General features: G+C 68.3%; 16 protein-coding genes and 1 pseudogene (1 of these 17 running past the window's edge). 5 read left to right on the top strand and 12 right to left on the bottom strand.

Annotation, left to right across the window (positions count from 1 at the left end; translation table 11 throughout):
• Window positions 1–58 precede the first annotated feature (58 nt).
• Complete coding sequence (locus H7U20_RS12815; RefSeq protein ID WP_233410723.1) at window positions 59–553, bottom strand: GNAT family N-acetyltransferase; 495 nt, start codon at window positions 551–553, stop codon at window positions 59–61.
• A gap of 80 nt (window positions 554–633) precedes the next feature.
• On the opposite strand from H7U20_RS12815, the gene H7U20_RS12810 reads away from it, so the two are divergent.
• The gene (locus H7U20_RS12810; RefSeq protein ID WP_199759537.1) at window positions 634–1587 is read left to right on the top strand and encodes a LysR family transcriptional regulator; all 954 of its coding nucleotides are present in this window, start codon (window positions 634–636) and stop codon (window positions 1585–1587) included.
• Between the two features lie 9 nt (window positions 1588–1596).
• On the opposite strand, the gene H7U20_RS12805 is transcribed toward H7U20_RS12810, so the two are convergent.
• The 8 genes from H7U20_RS12805 to H7U20_RS12770 form a co-directional block, all read right to left on the bottom strand.
• Window positions 1597–2415 carry a DUF2145 domain-containing protein gene (locus H7U20_RS12805; protein ID WP_199759536.1) on the bottom strand — a complete coding sequence of 273 codons (819 nt, stop codon included), beginning with the start codon at window positions 2413–2415 and terminating at the stop codon, window positions 1597–1599.
• Between the two features lie 11 nt (window positions 2416–2426).
• Window positions 2427–2930 (bottom strand): hypothetical protein, encoded by a 504-nt coding sequence (locus H7U20_RS12800; RefSeq protein ID WP_199759535.1) that lies wholly within the window; start codon window positions 2928–2930, stop codon window positions 2427–2429.
• Window positions 2931–3159: 229 nt separating this feature from the next.
• On the bottom strand, window positions 3160–3540 hold the full coding sequence (locus tag H7U20_RS12795; RefSeq protein WP_199759534.1) for a hypothetical protein: 381 nt from the start codon (window positions 3538–3540) through the stop codon (window positions 3160–3162).
• Between the two features lie 20 nt (window positions 3541–3560).
• Complete coding sequence (coaD, locus tag H7U20_RS12790; RefSeq protein WP_199759533.1) at window positions 3561–4700, bottom strand: pantetheine-phosphate adenylyltransferase; 1140 nt, start codon at window positions 4698–4700, stop codon at window positions 3561–3563.
• Between the two features lie 33 nt (window positions 4701–4733).
• A complete protein-coding gene (locus tag H7U20_RS12785) occupies window positions 4734–6014 on the bottom strand; it encodes an ATP-binding protein (protein ID WP_233410725.1) in 1281 nt (426 codons plus the stop codon).
• Window positions 6015–6223: 209 nt separating this feature from the next.
• Complete coding sequence (locus H7U20_RS12780) at window positions 6224–6883, bottom strand: response regulator (protein ID WP_093384316.1); 660 nt, start codon at window positions 6881–6883, stop codon at window positions 6224–6226.
• 44 nt (window positions 6884–6927) lie between these two features.
• Complete coding sequence (locus H7U20_RS12775; RefSeq protein ID WP_199759532.1) at window positions 6928–8463, bottom strand: Do family serine endopeptidase; 1536 nt, start codon at window positions 8461–8463, stop codon at window positions 6928–6930.
• A gap of 228 nt (window positions 8464–8691) precedes the next feature.
• The gene (locus H7U20_RS12770) at window positions 8692–9150 is read right to left on the bottom strand and encodes an Hsp20 family protein (RefSeq protein ID WP_199759531.1); all 459 of its coding nucleotides are present in this window, start codon (window positions 9148–9150) and stop codon (window positions 8692–8694) included.
• Window positions 9151–9418: 268 nt separating this feature from the next.
• Between H7U20_RS12770 and H7U20_RS12765 the strand changes: the two genes are divergently transcribed.
• The 3 genes from H7U20_RS12765 to H7U20_RS12755 all read left to right on the top strand — a co-directional run bounded on the left by H7U20_RS12765 (window position 9419) and on the right by H7U20_RS12755 (window position 12817).
• Complete coding sequence (locus H7U20_RS12765; protein WP_199759530.1) at window positions 9419–11353, top strand: M61 family metallopeptidase; 1935 nt, start codon at window positions 9419–9421, stop codon at window positions 11351–11353.
• Between the two features lie 97 nt (window positions 11354–11450).
• Window positions 11451–12407, top strand: coding sequence for a sensor domain-containing diguanylate cyclase (locus tag H7U20_RS12760; RefSeq protein ID WP_199759529.1), 957 nt, complete (start codon window positions 11451–11453; stop codon window positions 12405–12407).
• A 62-nt stretch (window positions 12408–12469) separates the two neighbouring features.
• Window positions 12470–12817, top strand: a complete 348-nt coding sequence (locus tag H7U20_RS12755) for a hypothetical protein (protein WP_199759528.1) — start codon at window positions 12470–12472, stop codon at window positions 12815–12817.
• Between the two features lie 125 nt (window positions 12818–12942).
• Here the strand turns inward: H7U20_RS12755 and H7U20_RS12750 are convergent, their stop codons facing one another.
• The 3 genes from H7U20_RS12750 to imuA all read right to left on the bottom strand — a co-directional run bounded on the left by H7U20_RS12750 (window position 12943) and on the right by imuA (window position 16160).
• Window positions 12943–13701 (bottom strand): alpha/beta hydrolase family protein, encoded by a 759-nt coding sequence (locus H7U20_RS12750; RefSeq protein ID WP_199759527.1) that lies wholly within the window; start codon window positions 13699–13701, stop codon window positions 12943–12945.
• 337 nt (window positions 13702–14038) lie between these two features.
• Window positions 14039–15520 carry a Y-family DNA polymerase gene (locus H7U20_RS12745; protein ID WP_199759526.1) on the bottom strand — a complete coding sequence of 494 codons (1482 nt, stop codon included), beginning with the start codon at window positions 15518–15520 and terminating at the stop codon, window positions 14039–14041.
• Complete coding sequence (gene imuA, locus H7U20_RS12740; RefSeq protein ID WP_199759525.1) at window positions 15450–16160, bottom strand: translesion DNA synthesis-associated protein ImuA; 711 nt, start codon at window positions 16158–16160, stop codon at window positions 15450–15452. Before imuA ends, H7U20_RS12745 begins: the two co-directional genes overlap by 71 nt.
• 211 nt (window positions 16161–16371) lie before the next feature.
• Between imuA and H7U20_RS12735 the strand changes: the two are divergent.
• Window positions 16372–17559: pseudogene (locus H7U20_RS12735) on the top strand (putative Na+/H+ antiporter); it runs 79 nt beyond the window's last position.

Below are 17559 nucleotides of genomic sequence, written 5' to 3'. Positions count from 1 at the left end.
CCCCCACCCCGGGTCCGCGCCTGTGGGTTTAGCTAGCTCGGCTGCGCACGCAACAACATCAATCCGCGCCGGCGGCGAAGGCGCGCAGCGTCTCGCCGGCCATGCGGTAGCGCACCCACTCGTCCTGCGGCGCCGCGCCTATCGACTGATAGAACTGGATCGCCGGCTCGTTCCAATCCAGCACGCTCCACTCGAAACGACCGCAGTCGTGCTCCACCGCCGTGCGCGCCAGATGGCGCAGCAGGGCCTTGCCGGCGCCGCTGCCGCGCTGCTCCGGCGTCACATACAAATCCTCCAGATACAGGCCGTTGCGGCCCAACCAGGTCGAATAGCTGAAGAAGTAGATGGCGAAACCGATGGCTTGCCCGTCCCGTTCGCACACCAGCGCGTGGGCCTTGGCGTCGGCGCCGAACAGCGTGCGTTCCAGGTCGGCGACGCTGGCCAGCACCTCGTGGCCGGCCTTCTCGTAGACCGCCAGCTCGCTGACGAAGCCCAGCAGCAGCGCGGCGTCGGCCGGCACGGCCGGGCGGATGTGGATGGTGTTAATGCTCAAGATGGCTCCCGGGATGACGACGAAAAAGGCATTCTACGCGCCATGTTAGACTGCAGGTACTGCATTCTTCTCACCTGCCGATGAATAAACTGCATTCCGCCTTCCGCCGCCTCGACCTCAACCTGCTGCTCGCCTTCGACGCGCTGTACCGCCACCGCAGCGTGACCGGCGCCGCCGGCGAGCTGGCCATCAGCGCCTCGGCCTTCAGCCACGCCCTGGCGCGGCTGCGGCAAAGCCTGAACGACGAGTTGTTCATCCGCCAGGGCAACCGCATGCACCCGACCCACCGCGCCGACCTGCTGGCCGGCCCGGTGCTCGACGCGCTGCGCATCCTGGCCGACGGCCTCAACCTGTGGGAGCCGTTCGACCCGCGGCGCAGCGAGCGCACCTTCGTCTTCTCGGCCACCGACTACACCTCGTTCGCGCTGATGCCGGCGCTGATGGCCCAGCTGCAGCGCGAGGCGCCGGCCATCCGCCTGCGCCTGCTGCAATCGGAGCGCAAGGTGTCGAACGAGGAGCTGGCCGCCGGCCGCATCGACTTCGCGCTGGGCTACGACGAGGAGCACGAAGCGCCGCCGGCCGGCATCGAAAGCATGGATTGGTTGACCGACGACTACCTGGTGATCGCCGCCAGCGCCCATCCGCGCATCGGCAAGCGGCTCGGCCTGGACGCCTACCTGGCCGAGCGCCACGTCATCGCCACGCCGTGGAACGAGGAGCGCGGCGTGATCGACCGCGTGCTCGACGGCATGGGGCTGGCGCGCCGGGTGGCGCTGCAACTGCCGTCGGTGCTGGCCGCGCCCTTCGTGGTGGCGGCCGGCGAGCTGCTGATGACGGTGCCGCGCCACGCCGCCGAAACCCTGCGCCACGCCGCGCCGATCACGCTCTACCCGGCGCCGTTCGCCATCCCGCCCTACACGCTCAAGCTGTACAGCCACAGCAAGTACGCCCACAGCGACGCCCACGCCTGGATGCGCGAACGCCTGCGGGCCCTGCGCCCGCAACTGGCGCGCAAGGCCAAGCAGAAACCCTAAGCGAAAAAGCTAGGGCGCCGAAGGCTTGCGGCCCTTGATCTCGGTGAAGGTCCAACCCTCGTCGCGCTGGCGCACGAAGGCGACGATCGAATCGACCGTCACCGCGTTGATACGGTCGGAAAAGCGCAGCGCGCTCGGATGGTCGTCAAACGCCACGTTGGCCTTGACGATGCGCCCGCCCAAACGGGTCAGCGGACCGATGTGCATTTCCGTCGGCTGGTAGCCGGCCATCTTCAACCAGGCCTGCGCCTGCTCGCGGCTGCGGATGCGCACATCGCTCGCCTCGGCCGCCGCCAGCAGCTCCAGCACCCACTGGTTGGAGTTCTGGTACTTGGTCGAAAACGGATAGGCCACCATGTTGTACTTGGCCTCGTGCAGGCCGCGCAGCACGCCCGGCGCGCGCAGATGCTCGGCCAGTTTGGCGCGCAGCTTTTCCGGCGGCACGATCAAAATCGCGTCCAGGGTGAACGGGTCGGCCAGGAAGAAATTGGCCAGGCCGTCGATCCACAAATCCGAACTCGCCGTGCCGCAATCGTTCAACAGCTCGTACACCCGCCACGGTTGCCTGGCATCGCCGCGATAAGCCACGCCGACATGGGTGTATTTGAGGCCGTACTTGGACAGATCCTGGCCCTGCCGGCCGACGATGGCGATGTCGCTGCCGCTGGCGTTCAAGGCCGTCTGCACCGCGTGGCCGGTGGCCAGCGCGTCGCTCAGACTAGCGCTCGACAGCGGCCGCTCCTCGCAAGACTGGCCGGCCTGCGCCGACGGCACGCACAACGCCGCGCTCAAGGCCAGCGCGGTACAGGCCCAGGCCAACGGCCGCATACCAGCCGCCATCAATTGGCCGGCAGCCGGTTTTGCGACAGCAGGGCCTCGCCGATCGCGTTGGGGATGAAGGCCAGCACCTTGCCGGACGCCACCAAGATGGTGCCGGTGGTTTCCGACACCACCCGCACGGTGCTGCCAACCGACACGCCGACCGCGCTCACCGTCTTGCCGGCCAACTTGACCGACAGCTTGGCCGACGAGCCGACACCGGCCAGTATCAGCTCGACGGTATCGCCCACGCCCTGCGCCACGCCCTGCACGATGAAGGCGCTGCCGACGCCGGCCAGCGCCAGGCCGGTGCTGGCCTCGGCCGGTCCGCCGTTGAGCGAGCCGACCACGCTGCCGGCCGGGGCGACGATCACCGACATGGTGCCGATCGAAATATTCTCCGACGCGTTCATCCGGCCGGAACCGTTTTGCGCCAGCGCGGCCGAGGGGGCCAATGCGGCCAACGCGGCGAAAGCCAACGCGGCGAGCGCGACTGGATGACGCAAGGTGGTGTTGAAGCTCATGTGATTCCCCTGAAAAATGCTGCCATTGGTTCGCGCCCGCAACAAGCGGTGCCGCGCACAACCTTAGTCAAAAGGTCATATTATCCAAAGAATCATAGCATTTTTCTCGCAGCTCCCCCGGGGTCAGTGCCGACATTCGGACACGAGCTCAAGCATGGCGCCAGTCGAGGCGACGGAATTTGTCCGAATGTCGGCACTGACCCCGCTTGCTGACCCCGCTTGCCGGCGCCTATTTCCACTCGCCGTGTTCCTGCAGCACCACCTTGCGGCCGCTCTTGACGATCAGATCGCCGCCGTCGGTGACGGTGTAGCTGACGGCGCCGTTCTTGAACTCGTAGCCGATGAAGCGGCACGGTGTGACGCCGTCGGCGCAGGTGGTGTGCAGCGTCTTGCCGCTCAGGCGGATCGCCTTGCCGCTCTTCTTGCTGGTGCCGGTGTAGCCGACATTGTCGCAACCGACGCTGCCCTCGACGCAATGGGATTTGATGACGATGGTGTAGGACGGCGTCTCCAAGGTTTCGGCGCGCGCCGGCGCCGCCGCCAGCAAGGCGGCGCCCAGCAAGGCGGACAACAGGGTGGGCCGCAGGGCGGCGATGGATCGTGGTGTCATCAAAAGCTCCCGGAAAAAGGTCAGCCGGCCAGCCGGGCCATTTCGCGCTGCATGTTGTTGATGGCCCGCTCGTTGTAGTGCTCGGAAAAATAGGCGTCGCCGAACAGCAGGCCGGCCTCGGCCTTCTGGCTCAGGTGGCGCAGCACGCCGCAGCGCCGCAACACGTACTCGGCGTCGCCGACGTGGCTGAATTCCTGGCGGATGCCGCGCGCGTAGTTCTGGTAGACCTCGTCGTCCTGCGCCAGGATGGCCAGGTCGACGCTGAGCATGATGTGCTTCAGGCGGTGGTCGATGGACTGCTCCTGGAAGTGGTCGGTGGCGCGGATCAGCTCGGCGGCGTCGGCCAGATCGTGGCTCAGGCTGCTGCCCAGCCACAGCCGGGCGCTGCCCTCCTCGTTGCTCATGCCGTCGGCGGCGTGCTCGTAGATGGCGTCGTGGAACCAGAAAGCCTGCTTGACGATGTCGACGTCGCGCGGCTCGGGCCGGGTGTTGGCGGCCCAGGCGCGGATCTCGCACAGGCCGTGCACCAGGTGGTCGAGGTTGTGGTAGTGGCGCGCCGCGCCGCCGTAGGCCGTGGCGCCGGTCAGGCGGGCGAACCAGGCGTCGGCGTGGGCGGTGGCCGGCACGTCGGCGTGGGCGTAGTCCCACAGCGACTCCCACTCGGCGCGCAACCAGCTCATCACCCAGGCGTGGTAGGCCGGGCCGGGCACGAACTTCTTCATGATCCAGTTCCAGCCGATCGGCCCCTCGAGCGCCTTGACGAAGCTGGAGCTGACCGAGCCGAGATCGCGCGGCGGCATGACGAAGATGGTCTTGGCGCCCTGCAGCACGTCGACGTTGGTTTGCTGGATCAGGTTCTCGTAGTCGAAATCGGCGGTGGTGCGGATGCCGCGGATCAGGCAGTCGGCGCCGTGCTTCTTGGCCGCGCGCGCCGTGTAGTCGCCCTTGACGATGACCACCTGGACGTTGTCCCAGCCCTCCTCGGCGCAACTGAGGTCGATGATGCTCTTGCGCTCCTCGGCGGAGAACTTGGGCTTCTTCGACGAGTTCTCGGACAGGAACACCAGCACTTCGTCGGCGATGGAACGCGCCTCGCCGATCACCCACATGTGACCGTTGGTGATCGGGTCCAGGGTCCCGGAAAAACCGATTTTCTTCATTCGCCGCTCCGCCGCCATGCCAAAAATGACATTTTAGCTGGAGCCGGCCTTCACAGCGGGAAAATCGACGCGCACGCGCAGGCCGCCCAGCCGCTCGGAGCCCTCCAGCGCCAGCTTGGCGCCGTGCCGCTCGGCGATCGACTTGATGATCGCCAGCCCCAGGCCGCTGCCGCCGGCCTCGCTGCCGGGCACCCGGTAGAAGCGGCTGAAGACCCGTTCGCGCTCCTCGGCCGGGATGCCCGGGCCGCTGTCCTCGACCAGCAGGACCACCCGGCCGTCCGCCTGGCCGCCGACCTCCAGGTCGACGCTGCCGCCGGCCGGCGTGTACTTGATGGCGTTGTCGACCAGGTTGCGCAGCAGGATGATCAGCGCGTCGGCGTGGCCGGCCACGCTGGCTTGCGCGTCGGCGTGGTGCAGGCCCAAGTCGATCTGTCGCGCCTGCGCCGTGCCGGCCAGGTCGCCCAGGGTGCGCTTGGCCAGCTCGCTCAGGTTGATCGGTTCGAGCTTGACCTCGGCGGCCAGGCTGGCCTCCTGCCGCGCCAGCACCAGCAGCTGCTCGACCAGGCGGGTGGCCCGCTCGATGCCGGCGCTGACGCGGCCGACGGCGATGGCGCGCGCCGCCGGATCGGCCGCCCGCTCCAGGCTGAGCACCTGCAATTTGAGCGCCGCCAGCGGCGAGCGCAACTCGTGGGCGGCGTCGGCGACGAAGTGCTGCTGCGCGTCGAAGGCGGTCTTGACGCGGCCGAACAGCAGGTTCAACTCCTGCACCAGCGGCCGCACCTCGTCGGGCAGGTCCTCGTCGGACACCGGCGAGAGGTCGTCGGCCTGGCGCGCGGCCACCTGGCGGCGCACCCGCGCCACCGGCGCCAGCGAGCCGCTGACCACCCACCACACCACCAGCATCAGCACCGGCGCCATCACGGCGATCGGGCCGACGGTGCGCAGCGCCAGGGTGCCGGCCATGCGCTGGCGCACCGCCATGTCCTGCGCCACCTGCACCGTCTGGTTACTGGTCTGCACCGAGAAGATCCGGTAGGTGGTGCCGTTGGCCTTGACGTTGGAGAAGCCCAGCACGGCGCGCTGCGGCAGCGCGGCGCGCGACAGCGAACGGAACACCTGCACGCCGTCCGGCGTCCACACCTGCACCACCAGGTCGTTGTTCTCCGGGTCGGTGACCGGGCCGGCCGCGTTGTTGCTCAGCGGCGCGCCCGAGCGCAGCGACAGCGCCATCTGCTGCATGTGATAGTCGAAAATCTGGTCGGCATCGTACAGCGCGCTGCGGTAGGCGATCATCGCCTGGGCGATGGCCGCCATGGTGATGGCGGCCAGCAGGAACCACAGCAGGCGGCCGCGCAGCGAGTGGCTGACCGAGACGCGCGGCACCTTGGGCAGGCGCGACGTGCGCGCCGGCTTGGCGCCGGCCTTGGCGTCCGCCTTGGCGCCGGCCGTGCTGTCGACGGCCGCGTCGAGCTTCCCGTCGGCCGCTTTGCCGGCCGCGCCGGCCGGGTCGGTCAGAAGCGAGCTCACAGCTTGGGCACCATGTAGCCGAGGCCGCGCACGTTCTGGATCAGCTCACTACCGAGCTTCTTGCGCAGGCCGTGGATGTAGACCTCGACGGCGTTGCTGTTGACCTCGTCCTTCCAGCTATACAGTTTCTCCTCCAGCTGGTGGCGCGACAGCACGATGCCGGGCCGGGCGATCAAGGCCTCCAACACCGCCCACTCGCGCGCCGACAGGCTGACCGGCTTGCCCTCGGCCAGCACCTCGCGGGTCTGCGGATTGACCGACACCCCCTTGTGCTCGAACACCGGCTCGGCGCGGCCGGCCGAGCGGCGCAGCAGCGCGCGGATGCGCGCCAGCAGCTCGTCGAGGTCGTAGGGTTTGAGCACGTAGTCGTCGGCGCCGGCGTCCAGGCCGGCGATGCGCTGCTCCTTGGCGTCGCGCGCCGTGGCCACCAGCACCGGGGTCAGCTCCTTGCGCGCGCGCATCGAGCGCAACACCTCCAGGCCATCCTTGCGCGGCAGGCCCAGGTCGAGCAGCACCAGGTCGTAGGTTTGGGTTTGCAGGGCGGTGTCGGCCATGTCGCCGTCCTTGACCCAGTCGACCGCGTAGTGCTCGGCGCGCAGCAGGTCGAGCACCACTTCGCCGATCATCGTATCGTCTTCCACCAGCAGAAGTCGCATATTGCCTCTCTATTCTATCGTTGCGTTCCGCCGGCGCGGGCCGTTTAGCCCAGGCGCACCGGAATGAAAATTTTCTCGTCGCCGCGCTGGATCAGCAGGGCCACCGACTTGTCGGACTTGGCCACCACCTCGCGCACCTGCTCGACGCTGTTGACGCTGCGCCCGTTGACCGACAGCAGCACGTCGCCCGGCTGCACCCCGGCGTAGGCCGCCGCGCCGCCGGCATCCTCGATCAGCAGGCCGTTGGCGATGCCGGACTGGCGCCGCTCGACCGGGTCGAGCGGGCGCAGCGACAACCCCAGTTTGAGCTTGCCGCCGCCGGCCGTCTCGGCCCGCTCGGCCTGCGCCTGCTTGTCGGCGGCGTTGGCCAGCACGCCCGCCAGCTCGACGGTCTTGCCCTGGCGCCACACCTCGAACGCTACTTTATCACCTGGCGCGGCCAACCCCACCATCGCCGGCAAATCGCCCGAGCCGACGATCTTCTGGCCGTTCATCTTGCGGATCACGTCGCCCGGCTTCAGGCCGGCCTTCTCGGCGGCGCTGCCGCGCTCGACGTTGGAGACCAGCGCGCCCTCCGGCGTGGCCAGGTTGAACGAGTCGGCGAAGCCCTGGTTGACCTCCTGCACCGTCACGCCCAGCTTGGCGTGCACCACCTTGCCGGTGGCGACGATCTGGTCCTTGATCTTGGTCGCCACCTCGATCGGGATGGCGAACGACAGGCCCTGGTAGCCGCCGGTCTGGCTGTAGATCTGCGAGTTGATGCCGACCACCTCGCCGCGCGTGTTGAACAGCGGGCCGCCCGAATTGCCGGGGTTGACCGCGACGTCGGTCTGGATGAAGGGCACGTTGCTGTCGTCCGGCAGCGAGCGGCCCTTGGCGCTGACCACGCCGGCCGTCACCGTGCTGTCGAGGCCATACGGCGAGCCGATCGCCAGCACCCATTCGCCCACCTTCAGGTCGTTGTTGCGCGACAGCGGCACCACCGGCAGGTTTTTCGCCTCGATCTTCAGCACCGCGACGTCGGTCTTCGGATCGGAGCCGAGCACCTTGGCGCGGAATTCGCGGCGGTCGGTCAGCTTGACGGTCACTTCGCGGGCGTCGCGCACGACGTGGGCGTTGGTCAGGATGATGCCGTCCGGGCTGACGATGAAGCCGGAGCCGACGCCGTGCGTCGGCACGTCGCGCTGGCCGCCGCGCTGCGGTCCCTGGAAGCGGCGGAAGAACTCGAAGAAGGGGTCGTCGGCGAAGGGCTCGCCGCGCGAGCGGCCCTGCACGGCGTCGCCGTCGAGCGCCGTCTTGGTGCTGCCGGTGACGCTGATGTTGACCACCGCCGGCCCGTTGTGGGCGGCGATGACGGAAAAGTCGGGCAGCGCGATCATCGGCGCCGGCACCGGCGTCGGCGCCGGGTTGCCGACATTGCTGGCCGGCGCGGCCTGGGCGGCGGCCTGCGGCGCGCCGGCGGCGGCGGCCTGGCTTTGGTACAGGGCGACCGCGCCGCCTGCCCCGAGCACGCCCAGGGCGGCCAGGGCAAGCGTCATGCGCTTGATGGTCATCGATCCGGTATGAGTCTGGTTCGGCATGGCTGAACTCCTGTTGTGGTTGGGTTGTTGATGCGTTCAATATGCGGCAAAAAACTTAGATGCCGCTTAATGATGGCGTCGCGTGCGCGCGGCGCGGCCAACGCAAAAAAGGGCCAAGCCCTGCGGCTTGACCCTTGCTTGCCGGCCGCCGGCGCGCCGTTTGGCGGCGCGCTCCGACGCGGCCCATCTCACGCGCTCACCATCTCACGCGCTCAGGTACTCAGGCGCTCAGGCGGCCTGGCGCTGCTCCAGCGCGCTGACGTTGTCGCCGCCGTTGATGACGATCTTGCGCGGCTTGAGCGCTTCGGGGATCTCGCGCACCAGCTCGATGGTCAGCATGCCGTTGTCGAACGCGGCGCCGGTCACCTTGACGTGGTTGGCCAGCTGGAAGCGCTGCTCGAAATCGCGCGCCGCGATGCCACGGTGCAGATAGGTGCGCTCGACGCTGTCGCGCTGCTTGCGGCCGACCACTTGCAGGGAGTCGCGTTCGAAGGTGATGTCGATCTCGGCGCGGTCGAAGCCGGCCAGCGCCATGACGATGCGGTAGTTGTCCTCCGAGACCAGCTCGATGTTGTACGGCGGGTAGCTGGGCTGGGCATCGCCGCGTTGGGCTTCGTTGAGCAACTGGGCGACGCGGTCAAAACCGATGGCGGAACGATACAGGGGGGTCAGGTCAAAAGTACGCATGGTGATATCCTTTTCAAGTGAAGCGATATGGGTTGGCGGCCCCCGTCTGGGCAACCGCTGAGTCCAATATAGCCCCTCCCGAAGCCTTTTCAAGGCCTTGAAATTCGTCCCGGGCATCCCCAAAGCGGCGGATTTTTTTTGAATTATTTTTGCCTCGGCGGGAAATCGACGCGGCGCCATCGCAACCGACTCGCGGTTACTTTTTGAAACAATGAAACATTTCTCACATGCTAAACTCGCGCCCCTGTCCCCCTACCCTAGTCGAACCATGAGCGCTTTCCGCCCCCTTTTCCAACTGGTCCGTCTGGTCCGCCTGGTCCGCCCGGCCGCCGCGCCGGCCCTGCTGCTGTGCGCCGCCGTCGGCGCGCGCGCCGACGCGCTGCCGCCGCCGCTCGACCAGGCCTATCCCGGCACCATCGTGCTGAAGGTGGACGCCACCAACACGGCGCAGCAGATTTTCCGCATCCGCGAGAGCATCCCGGCCAAGGCCGGCAAGCTGACCCTGCTGTATCCGCAGTGGGTGCCGGGCAACCACGGCCCCAGCGGCCCGCTCAACCAGTTCGCCGGCCTCAAGCTGAGCGCCAACGGCAAGCCGCTGGAATGGCGCCGCGACACCGTCAACGTGCACGCCTTCCACCTTGAGGTGCCGAGCGGCGCCAGCAGCGTCGAGGCGGAGTACCAATATCTGTCGCCGGTCGAGCCCAACCAGGGCCGCACCACCATCACCAACGACATCCTCGGCGTGCAGTGGCACGCCATGGCGCTGTACCCGGCCGGCTACCGCACGCGCCGCATCACCGTGCAGCCCAACCTGACCCTGCCGGCCGGCTGGCAGTACGGCAGCGCGCTGGAGACGGCGGCGCGGGTCGGCGACCAGGTCGCCTTCAAGCCGCTCGACCTGGAGACCCTGGTCGACTCGCCGCTGTTCGCCGGCCGCCACTTCAAGCGCATCGACCTCGACCCGGGCGCGCCCATTGCCGTGCACCTGAACGTGGTGGCCGACAGCGCCGAGGCGCTCGACGCCAAACCGGAGCAGATCGAGGCGCACCGCGCCATGGTGCAGCAGGCCTACAAGCTGTTCAAGTCGCAGCACTACGCCCACTACGACTTCCTGCTGGCCCTGAGCGACGAGTTCGGCGGCATCGGCCGCGAGCACCACCAGTCCAGCGAAAACGGCGTCAAGCCCGGCTACTTCACCGACTGGGCCAAGTCGGAGGGCGGCCGCGAGCTGCTGCCGCACGAATTCACCCACTCGTGGAACGGCAAGTTCCGCCGTCCGGCCGACCAGGACGTGGCCGACTTCAACACCCCGCTGCAGAACAGCCTGCTCTGGGTCTACGAGGGCCAGACCCAGTACTGGGGCTATGTGCTGTCGGCCCGCTCCGGCCTGATCAAGGCGGCCAACGTGCGCGACGTGTTCGCCGCCAGCGCGGCCCGCTACGACGCCGTGCGCGGCCGCGCCTGGCGCGCCGTGCAGGACACCACCAACGACCCGATCATCAACGGCCGCCGGCCGCAGGGCTGGAACAGCTGGCAGCGCAGCGAGGACTATTACACCGAGGGCGCGCTGATCTGGCTCGACGTCGACACCCGCATCCGCCAGTTGTCCGGCGAACGCCGCTCGCTCAACGACTTCGCCGCCGCCTTCTTCGGCGTCGCCGACGGCAGCGCCGTGGCGCGCCACTACAGCTTCGACGAGGTGGTCGAGGCGCTGGCCGCCGTGCAGCCCTACGACTGGGCCGGCTTCCTGCGCGACAAGCTCGACGGCCACGGCCCCGGCGCGCCGCTCGACGGCCTGGCCCGCGCCGGCTGGAAGCTGGTCTACACGGACAAGCCGACCGACTTCCTCAAGGGACTCGAAGAGCAGAGCAAATCGGCCAGCTTCCAGTACTCGCTCGGCTTCTCGGTCGGCCACGAGGGCCGCATCGAGGCCGTGCAGTGGGACGGCGTCGGCTTCCGCGCCGGCCTGTCCGGCAACACCACCCTGCTGGCCGTCAACGGCCGCGCCTACAAGGCCGAGCAGTTGCGCGCCGCCATCACGGCGGCCAAGGGCGGCGGCCGGCCGATCGAGCTGCTGGTCAAGAAAGGCAGCCTGTATCGCACCGTCGCGCTCGACTATCATGATGGACTGAAGTATCCCCGGCTGGAGCGCATCGAGGGCACGACGGACCGCCTGGAGGCGATTTTGCAACCCCTGAAATAATTTCACCCGGCCGGCGGGCCGGCCGCGCTGCGCCGGCCCGCTCTAAGGTTATACTGGGTCGAGCCGCTTTCCCACCGCCCCGAGAGATGGACCGCCCATGTCAGCACGGATCGACGAACAGCACCCGCTGCACATCCTGCAGGAAGAGAACGCCCGCCTGCGCGACGAGCTGGCCGCCCTGCGCGATTCCGAACGCGTCTTCCTGGCCCTGCTCGACAACGCCCCCGTGCTGATTTCCACCAAGGACCTGCGCGGCACCGTCACCATGGCCAACCGCCACTTCGAGATCCTCGACGGCTACGACGCCGCCCACTTCGTCGGCAGCAACGTGTTCGAGCTGTTCCCCCACGACATCGCCGAACAACTCTGGCGCAACGACCGCAAGGCGGCGTTGGAGAAGCGCGCCGTGCACGAGGAGGAAGAGGTGTATCACGCCGACAAGACGCTGCACACCTATATGACGGTGAAGTTCCCCCTCTTCGACGACGCCGGCGAAGTGGTCGCCACCTGCGCCGTCTCGACCGACATCAGCGAGGCCAAGGCGGCCCGCATCGACAGCGTCACCGACGAGCTGACCGGACTGAAGAACCGGCGCTACTTCAACATCCGCTTCGCCGAGGAGCAAAAGCGCGCCCGCCGCGACGAGCGCATCCTGACCCTGCTGCTGATCGACGTCGACCGCTTCAAGGAATACAACGACCACTACGGCCATCCGCAGGGCGACCTGGTGTTGCAGACGGTGGCCGACGCCATGCACATCACGCTGAACCGGCCGGGCGACCTGTGCTTCCGCATCGGCGGCGACGAGTTCGCCTGCCTGTTCACCAGCAACAACGTCGAGGAAAGCGTGGCGCTGGCCGAAATGATCCGCCACTACATGGCCTCGCGGCAGATTCCGCACGAGGCCAACCGGCCCTTCGGCCAGGTCACGCTGTCGCTGGGGCTGGCCTTCGTGCCGCCCGGTTCCGAGCAGGGCCAGGGCGCCATCTACGAACAGGGCGACCAGGCGCTGTACCGCGCCAAGCACAAGGGACGCAACGCCGTGTCGTGCTGAGCGGCGCCGGCGCGGCTCTCCGGCGGCGGCCGAAAACGACGATTTGGTGTATGCTTCTGCCCATGAATAAAGACACCGACATCCAACTCAGCGGCCCCTTCAAGGCCACCGACGGCTCCGGCCGCGCCCACGACATCAAGGCGATCCGCATCTTCGACGAGGGCTATGGCGCCATCGACGTGTATGTCGACTTCGCCGCGCCGCTCGACGGCCTGCACAAGGACAAGGCCCTGATCGCCGCCATCGTCGCCCAACTGCGCACGACCGGCTACCAGGGTCCGGCGCTGACGCCGGGCGATCCCGTGCTGCAGGAAAAAAAGCTGCTGGTGCTTGAAGCGCCGGACGAGTTCAACACCTTCGCCGCCGGCAAGGGCTGGAAAGACCTGGCCGAAGAATTCGACGACGAGTAAGCCGCCTCACCGCCCACTCGGGCATGCCACCACGCGGCCCGCGCCGCGTGGCTGGCTGCGCCGCACTCGCGCGCGCAAGCGGCCGCCTTCCCGGCGCCCGCTCAGCCACTCCAATGTTGCGCCGTTTATCCGATGTAGCGTTCGCTCCAGGCGGCGATCAGATTGGCCACGTAGACCGCGTCCCCGCGCCGGGTCAGCAAATGGTCGGCGTCGTCGAGCGAAATGAAACTCTTCGGATGCTTGGCGACGGTGAAGATCTGCATCGCGTTGCCGATATCCACCGTGTCGTCGCCCGGCGCGTGCATCACCAGCAGCGCCTTGCGCAGGCCGGCGATCTTTTCCTTCAAATTCTGCCCGGCCGCGTCGGCGACGAACTGCTGGCGGATGCGGAAGGGCCGTCCGGCCAGTTGCACCTCGGCCTCGCCGTGCTCGGCGATGTGCGCCAGATGCTGCTTGAACATGCCCGTCACATACACCGGGTCGCTGGGCGCGGCCAAGGTCACCACGGCGCGGGCCTCGGCGATGTCGGCGGCCGCCGCCAACACCGCCGCGCCGCCCAGGCTGTGGCCGATCAGCAGTTGCGGCGCGGCGTGCGCGGCGCGCAGATAGTCGGCCGCCGCCACCAGGTCGGCCACGTTGGAGCTGAAGTTGGTGTTGGCGAACTCGCCCTCGCTGGCGCCCAGGCCGGCGAAGTCGAAGCGCAAGACGGCAATGCCGTGCTCGCTCAGCGCCTGGGCGATGCGGCTGGCGGCGAACACGTCCTTGCCGCAGGTGAAGCAGTGGGCGAACAGCGCGTGGGCGCGGATGGCGCCGTCGGGCGCGTCCAGCCGCGCCGCAAGCTTGTGGCCGCCGGTGCCGGCGAATTCCAGTCGTTCAGTGCGCATCGCTTGCCCGTGTCCATCGAAAGCGCTTATTGTGCACCACAATCTGCGCGGGCACCGGGCCGCTGTAAGGACCGAACCTATCCGAATGTATTGGCGATGGGCATGGCCGCAGACCGCCGCGTAGGCGGGAACCCATGCTGCGCTAGATAAGATGCGGCGGCTAGATAAGATGCGGCGTATAGGTTCCCGCCTACGCGGGAACGACGTGTTCTTAGAGCTGCCGATAACAGTCGGCATATAACTCTGAACAAATTGGCTCGCTTTTGGGTAGCCAGGTCCAAGCCATGGAAGTGTAGGTCAACGCGGCTGGAGTTGCCGTTCATCCGGCTGCAGTGCCTCAGGCGAACAGCCCCTGCAAAAACCAGCGCGGCTCGCTGAGGCCGTCGGCGCCGGTGATGCGTTCGCGGTACAACCAGTAGTGGGCATGGTCGCTCCCTTCGGCGATAAAGTAGTCGCGCGTTTGCGTCTGGCTCCACCAGCCCGCCTCGATGCGCTCGCCGGTCGACATGATGCGCAACGGCGAGCCGTAGAACGGCCGGTGGTCGCGCATCAACAAGGCGATCGGCTTGGCCATCAGCCAGCCCGGACGCGGCAGGCTGGGCAGGTCGGGCGGCAACTGGGCGCGGGCGTCGGCGGGACGGATCTTCTGCTGCACGCTGACCCAGGCGTTGGCCTGCTCGGGCCGGTAGTCGGCCTGCGGCGCCGCCTGCAGCACGTTGTCCGGCCCCAGCCGCGCCACCAGCAGTTCGAACAGGCGCTGCCTATCCTCCTTGCTGCCGCCCGGCTCGGGAAACAAGGAGTCGGACGGCGGCGCCATCGGCTGCACCTGCAAGGCCTCCAGACACAGACCGATCACCGGCGCCTCCAGCGTCAGCTTGGCCAGGCGCTCGCGCAACAGCCGCAGCAGATGCTCGTCGCGCCAGGTCGGCTCGGCCAGCACCAGCTCGATCGCCGTGGCCGGCCGCGCCACCCTGCCCCGCTCGTGTTCCAGCAGCAGGCTGATGCGCTCGACGGCGAACTGGCGCGCGCACAGCCAGCCTGTCATTTGCTGCAACAGCCGGTGCGCGCCGAACAGCAGGGCCTCGGCGTGCTCGACCCGGTCGAACAGTTCCAGCTTGGCGCGGAAGCTGGCCGGCGCGCTGATCCACTCGAACAGCTCGACGGTGCGGCCGTGGGCGTCGTCGAGCAGGGCGAGCAGGGCCGCGCCGCAGCGGCGCTGCAGGCCGGGACGCGGCAGCGCGCGCATCTCGCCCAGGGTCCGGCAACCGATGCCCTCGAACCAGTCCAGGTAGGGCCGCGCCGGCGGCAGCAGGCCGCAGGGCAGACGGTCGAGACGGCGCGCCAGGCTGTCCATGCGCAGCGCCCGGCCGGCGCCGCCGCGCGCCAGCAGCCAGGCGCCGCGCGCCGTCGGCGCACAGCTGAGCACGGTGGAGAAGCCCAGCGCGCGCATGCTCGCGTCGACCCGGCGGCACAGCGCGCGCACGCCGCCGAACAGGCGCAGGCTGGCGCCTATGTCGATCAACAAGGTGGCCTCCTCGCCCGCCGTCACCAGCGGGGTGAACTGCAGCAGCGCCATCGCCACGGCGTGCAGCGCCTCGTCCTCGCGCTGCGGCGCGCGCTCGTGCAGCAGCACCCGCGGCGCCAGCATCAGCGCGCCGCCCCGGCGCATGCCGACGCGCACGCCGGCGGCGTGGGCCGGGGCCGAGACGGCGATCACCCGCTCCTGCTCCAGCACCACGCTGCACGGCTCAGCCGACCAGCGCGGGCAGAATACTTCGAGCGGGAGCCGGGGCAGGTAGAGGCCGATCCAGAGTCGCATGGCGTTGCAGTAAGGTGGGGCTGAGGGGCAGGAACAGCGGCGCGTCGCGCTGCGGTCCCCGGCGTTTGATGAAACCGATATCGATGCCGCCCGGCGCCGGCCGCAGCGACAGGCGCAGCGGCGCTGGCGACGAGTCCTGCGCCGCGCTCAGCGGCCGCAGCATCCAGAACAGCGTCTCGCCGCTTTGCGCCGCCAGGTGCAGCCGGCGCAGCGCCTCGCCGCGCACGTGCTGCTGCCAGAACAGCAAGGCGCCGCAGCAACCGCTGCGCAGCACCTGCTCGGCGGCCCACAGCGCGTCGCCGCTTTTGGCGCCGCTGCGCAACCAGATCAGTTGCGACGGCGGCAAGCCCAGCGCGGCCAGCGCCAGCGCCTGCGGCGGGTGCGGTGGTTGCAACAGCACGATGGGGCGCTGGCCCAGTCCGGCCAGCGCCGGCCGCAGCAGGCGCAGCTCGCCGATGCCGGGCTGCTGCAGCAACAGCTCGATCAGTGTGCCGGCCGGCCAGCCGCCGCCGGGCAGTTGCGCCGACAGGGCGGCGAAGCCGGTGTCGGTGCAGCGGCTGGCCGTGCGCGCCAGTTGCGAGGCCAACCACAGGGACGGGTGCAGGGTCTCGGGCGCTGAAATGGGGGCTGGGAGGGCCATAAATTTTTGTATAGGGGAACGTCTTGTTATGCAATAAAGAATATCAGCGAGAAATATACTGTATGAATACACAGTACTATTTGACGCCGATTTTGGCAAGGCCTATCTGCCGCCACCCGGGCGACGCTGAGCCGGATCAAACCCGCGACAAATCTTGGAAACTTTATTCATGCTGTAACATGTGGCTTGGCTCTTACTATCGGGAATCCATTTGAATACGATCCAGATCATCGGCGCCGTCCTGTTCGGCCTTGCGCTGATCCACACTTTCGCCGCCAAATCCTTCGAGGTGCTGTCGCACCGCCATCCCCGCCACGCCGGACTGTTCCACCTGCTCGGCGAGGTCGAGGTGGTGTTCGGTTTCTGGGCCTTCGTGCTGGTCATCGCCATGGCCCTGGTGGCCGGCGGCGACCAGGCCATCGCCTACGCCGAATCGCGCCAGTACACCGAACCCCTGTTTGTCTTCGTCGTCATGGTGGTGGCCGCCTCGCGCCCGGTGCTCGACATCATGCAGCGGCTGTTACTGGCGGTGGCCAAGCTGGTCCCGCTGCGCACCGAACTGGTGCTGGTCTGGCTGGGCCTGGCGCTGGTGCCACTGACCGGCTCGCTGATCACCGAACCGGCCGCGATGACCCTGGCCGCGCTGATGCTGGCGCCGCAGATCTTCCGCCAGGGCATGCCGGAATGGCTGAAATACGCCGCGCTGGGCGTGCTCTTCGTCAATGTGTCGATCGGCGGCACGCTGACCGCCTACGCCGCGCCGCCGGTGCTGATGGTCGCCGCCACTTGGCAGTGGGACAGCGCCTTCATGGCCAGCCACTTCGGCTGGAAAGCGGCGATTGCCGTGCTGATCAACGCCAGCGCCGTCACCTTCCTGCTGCGCAAAAACCTGCGGCTGGCCGCCCCGGCCGACACCGCCGACACGAGCGCCAACAAGATCCCCTTGACGGTGGCGGCGATCCACCTGGCCTTCCTGGCGGCGGTGGTGGTGCTGGGCCACCATCCGGTGCTGTTCCTCGGCATCTTCCTGCTCTTCCTCGGCTTCACCCAGGCCTACCAGCGCTATCAGAATCCGCTGATCGTCAAGGAGGGCCTGCTGGTCGGCTTCTTCCTCGCCGGCCTGGTGGTGCTGGGCGGCATGCAGCAATGGTGGTTGCAACCCATCGTCTCAAGCCTGGCGCCGGTGGCGCTGTTCTTCAGCGCGCTGGGCTTGACCGCCATCACCGACAACGCCGCCCTGACCTACCTGGGCTCGCTGATCAACGGCATCTCGGCCGAGGCGCAATACATGCTGGTGGCCGGCGCGGTGGCCGGCGGCGGTTTGACGGTGATCGCCAACGCCCCCAATCCGGCCGGCGTGTCGCTGCTGCGCCGGGGTTTCCAGGACGAGTCGAGGGGG

Source organism: Rugamonas violacea (genome assembly GCF_016461825.1).
Lineage (GTDB): Bacteria > Pseudomonadota > Gammaproteobacteria > Burkholderiales > Burkholderiaceae_D > Rugamonas.
Note: the sequence above shows the minus strand (reverse complement) of the source record. Positions and strands in the feature narration are given on the sequence as shown.

Excerpts from the sequence above, each read along its gene's own strand:
- H7U20_RS12810 (WP_199759537.1), top strand. The coding sequence starts at position 634 with ATGAATAAACTGCATTCCGCCTTCCGCCGCCTCGACCTCAACCTGCTG.
- H7U20_RS12805 (WP_199759536.1), bottom strand. The coding sequence starts at position 2,415 with ATGCGGCCGTTGGCCTGGGCCTGTACCGCGCTGGCCTTGAGCGCGGCG.
- H7U20_RS12800 (WP_199759535.1), bottom strand. The coding sequence starts at position 2,930 with ATGAGCTTCAACACCACCTTGCGTCATCCAGTCGCGCTCGCCGCGTTG.
- H7U20_RS12795 (WP_199759534.1), bottom strand. The coding sequence starts at position 3,540 with ATGACACCACGATCCATCGCCGCCCTGCGGCCCACCCTGTTGTCCGCC.
- coaD (WP_199759533.1), bottom strand. The coding sequence starts at position 4,700 with ATGAAGAAAATCGGTTTTTCCGGGACCCTGGACCCGATCACCAACGGT.
- H7U20_RS12785 (WP_233410725.1), bottom strand. The coding sequence starts at position 6,014 with ATGGCGGCCATCGCCCAGGCGATGATCGCCTACCGCAGCGCGCTGTAC.
- H7U20_RS12780 (WP_093384316.1), bottom strand. The coding sequence starts at position 6,883 with ATGCGACTTCTGCTGGTGGAAGACGATACGATGATCGGCGAAGTGGTG.
- H7U20_RS12775 (WP_199759532.1), bottom strand. The coding sequence starts at position 8,463 with ATGCCGAACCAGACTCATACCGGATCGATGACCATCAAGCGCATGACG.
- H7U20_RS12770 (WP_199759531.1), bottom strand. The coding sequence starts at position 9,150 with ATGCGTACTTTTGACCTGACCCCCCTGTATCGTTCCGCCATCGGTTTT.
- H7U20_RS12765 (WP_199759530.1), top strand. The coding sequence starts at position 9,419 with ATGAGCGCTTTCCGCCCCCTTTTCCAACTGGTCCGTCTGGTCCGCCTG.
- H7U20_RS12760 (WP_199759529.1), top strand. The coding sequence starts at position 11,451 with ATGTCAGCACGGATCGACGAACAGCACCCGCTGCACATCCTGCAGGAA.
- H7U20_RS12755 (WP_199759528.1), top strand. The coding sequence starts at position 12,470 with ATGAATAAAGACACCGACATCCAACTCAGCGGCCCCTTCAAGGCCACC.
- H7U20_RS12750 (WP_199759527.1), bottom strand. The coding sequence starts at position 13,701 with ATGCGCACTGAACGACTGGAATTCGCCGGCACCGGCGGCCACAAGCTT.
- H7U20_RS12745 (WP_199759526.1), bottom strand. The coding sequence starts at position 15,520 with ATGCGACTCTGGATCGGCCTCTACCTGCCCCGGCTCCCGCTCGAAGTA.
- imuA (WP_199759525.1), bottom strand. The coding sequence starts at position 16,160 with ATGGCCCTCCCAGCCCCCATTTCAGCGCCCGAGACCCTGCACCCGTCC.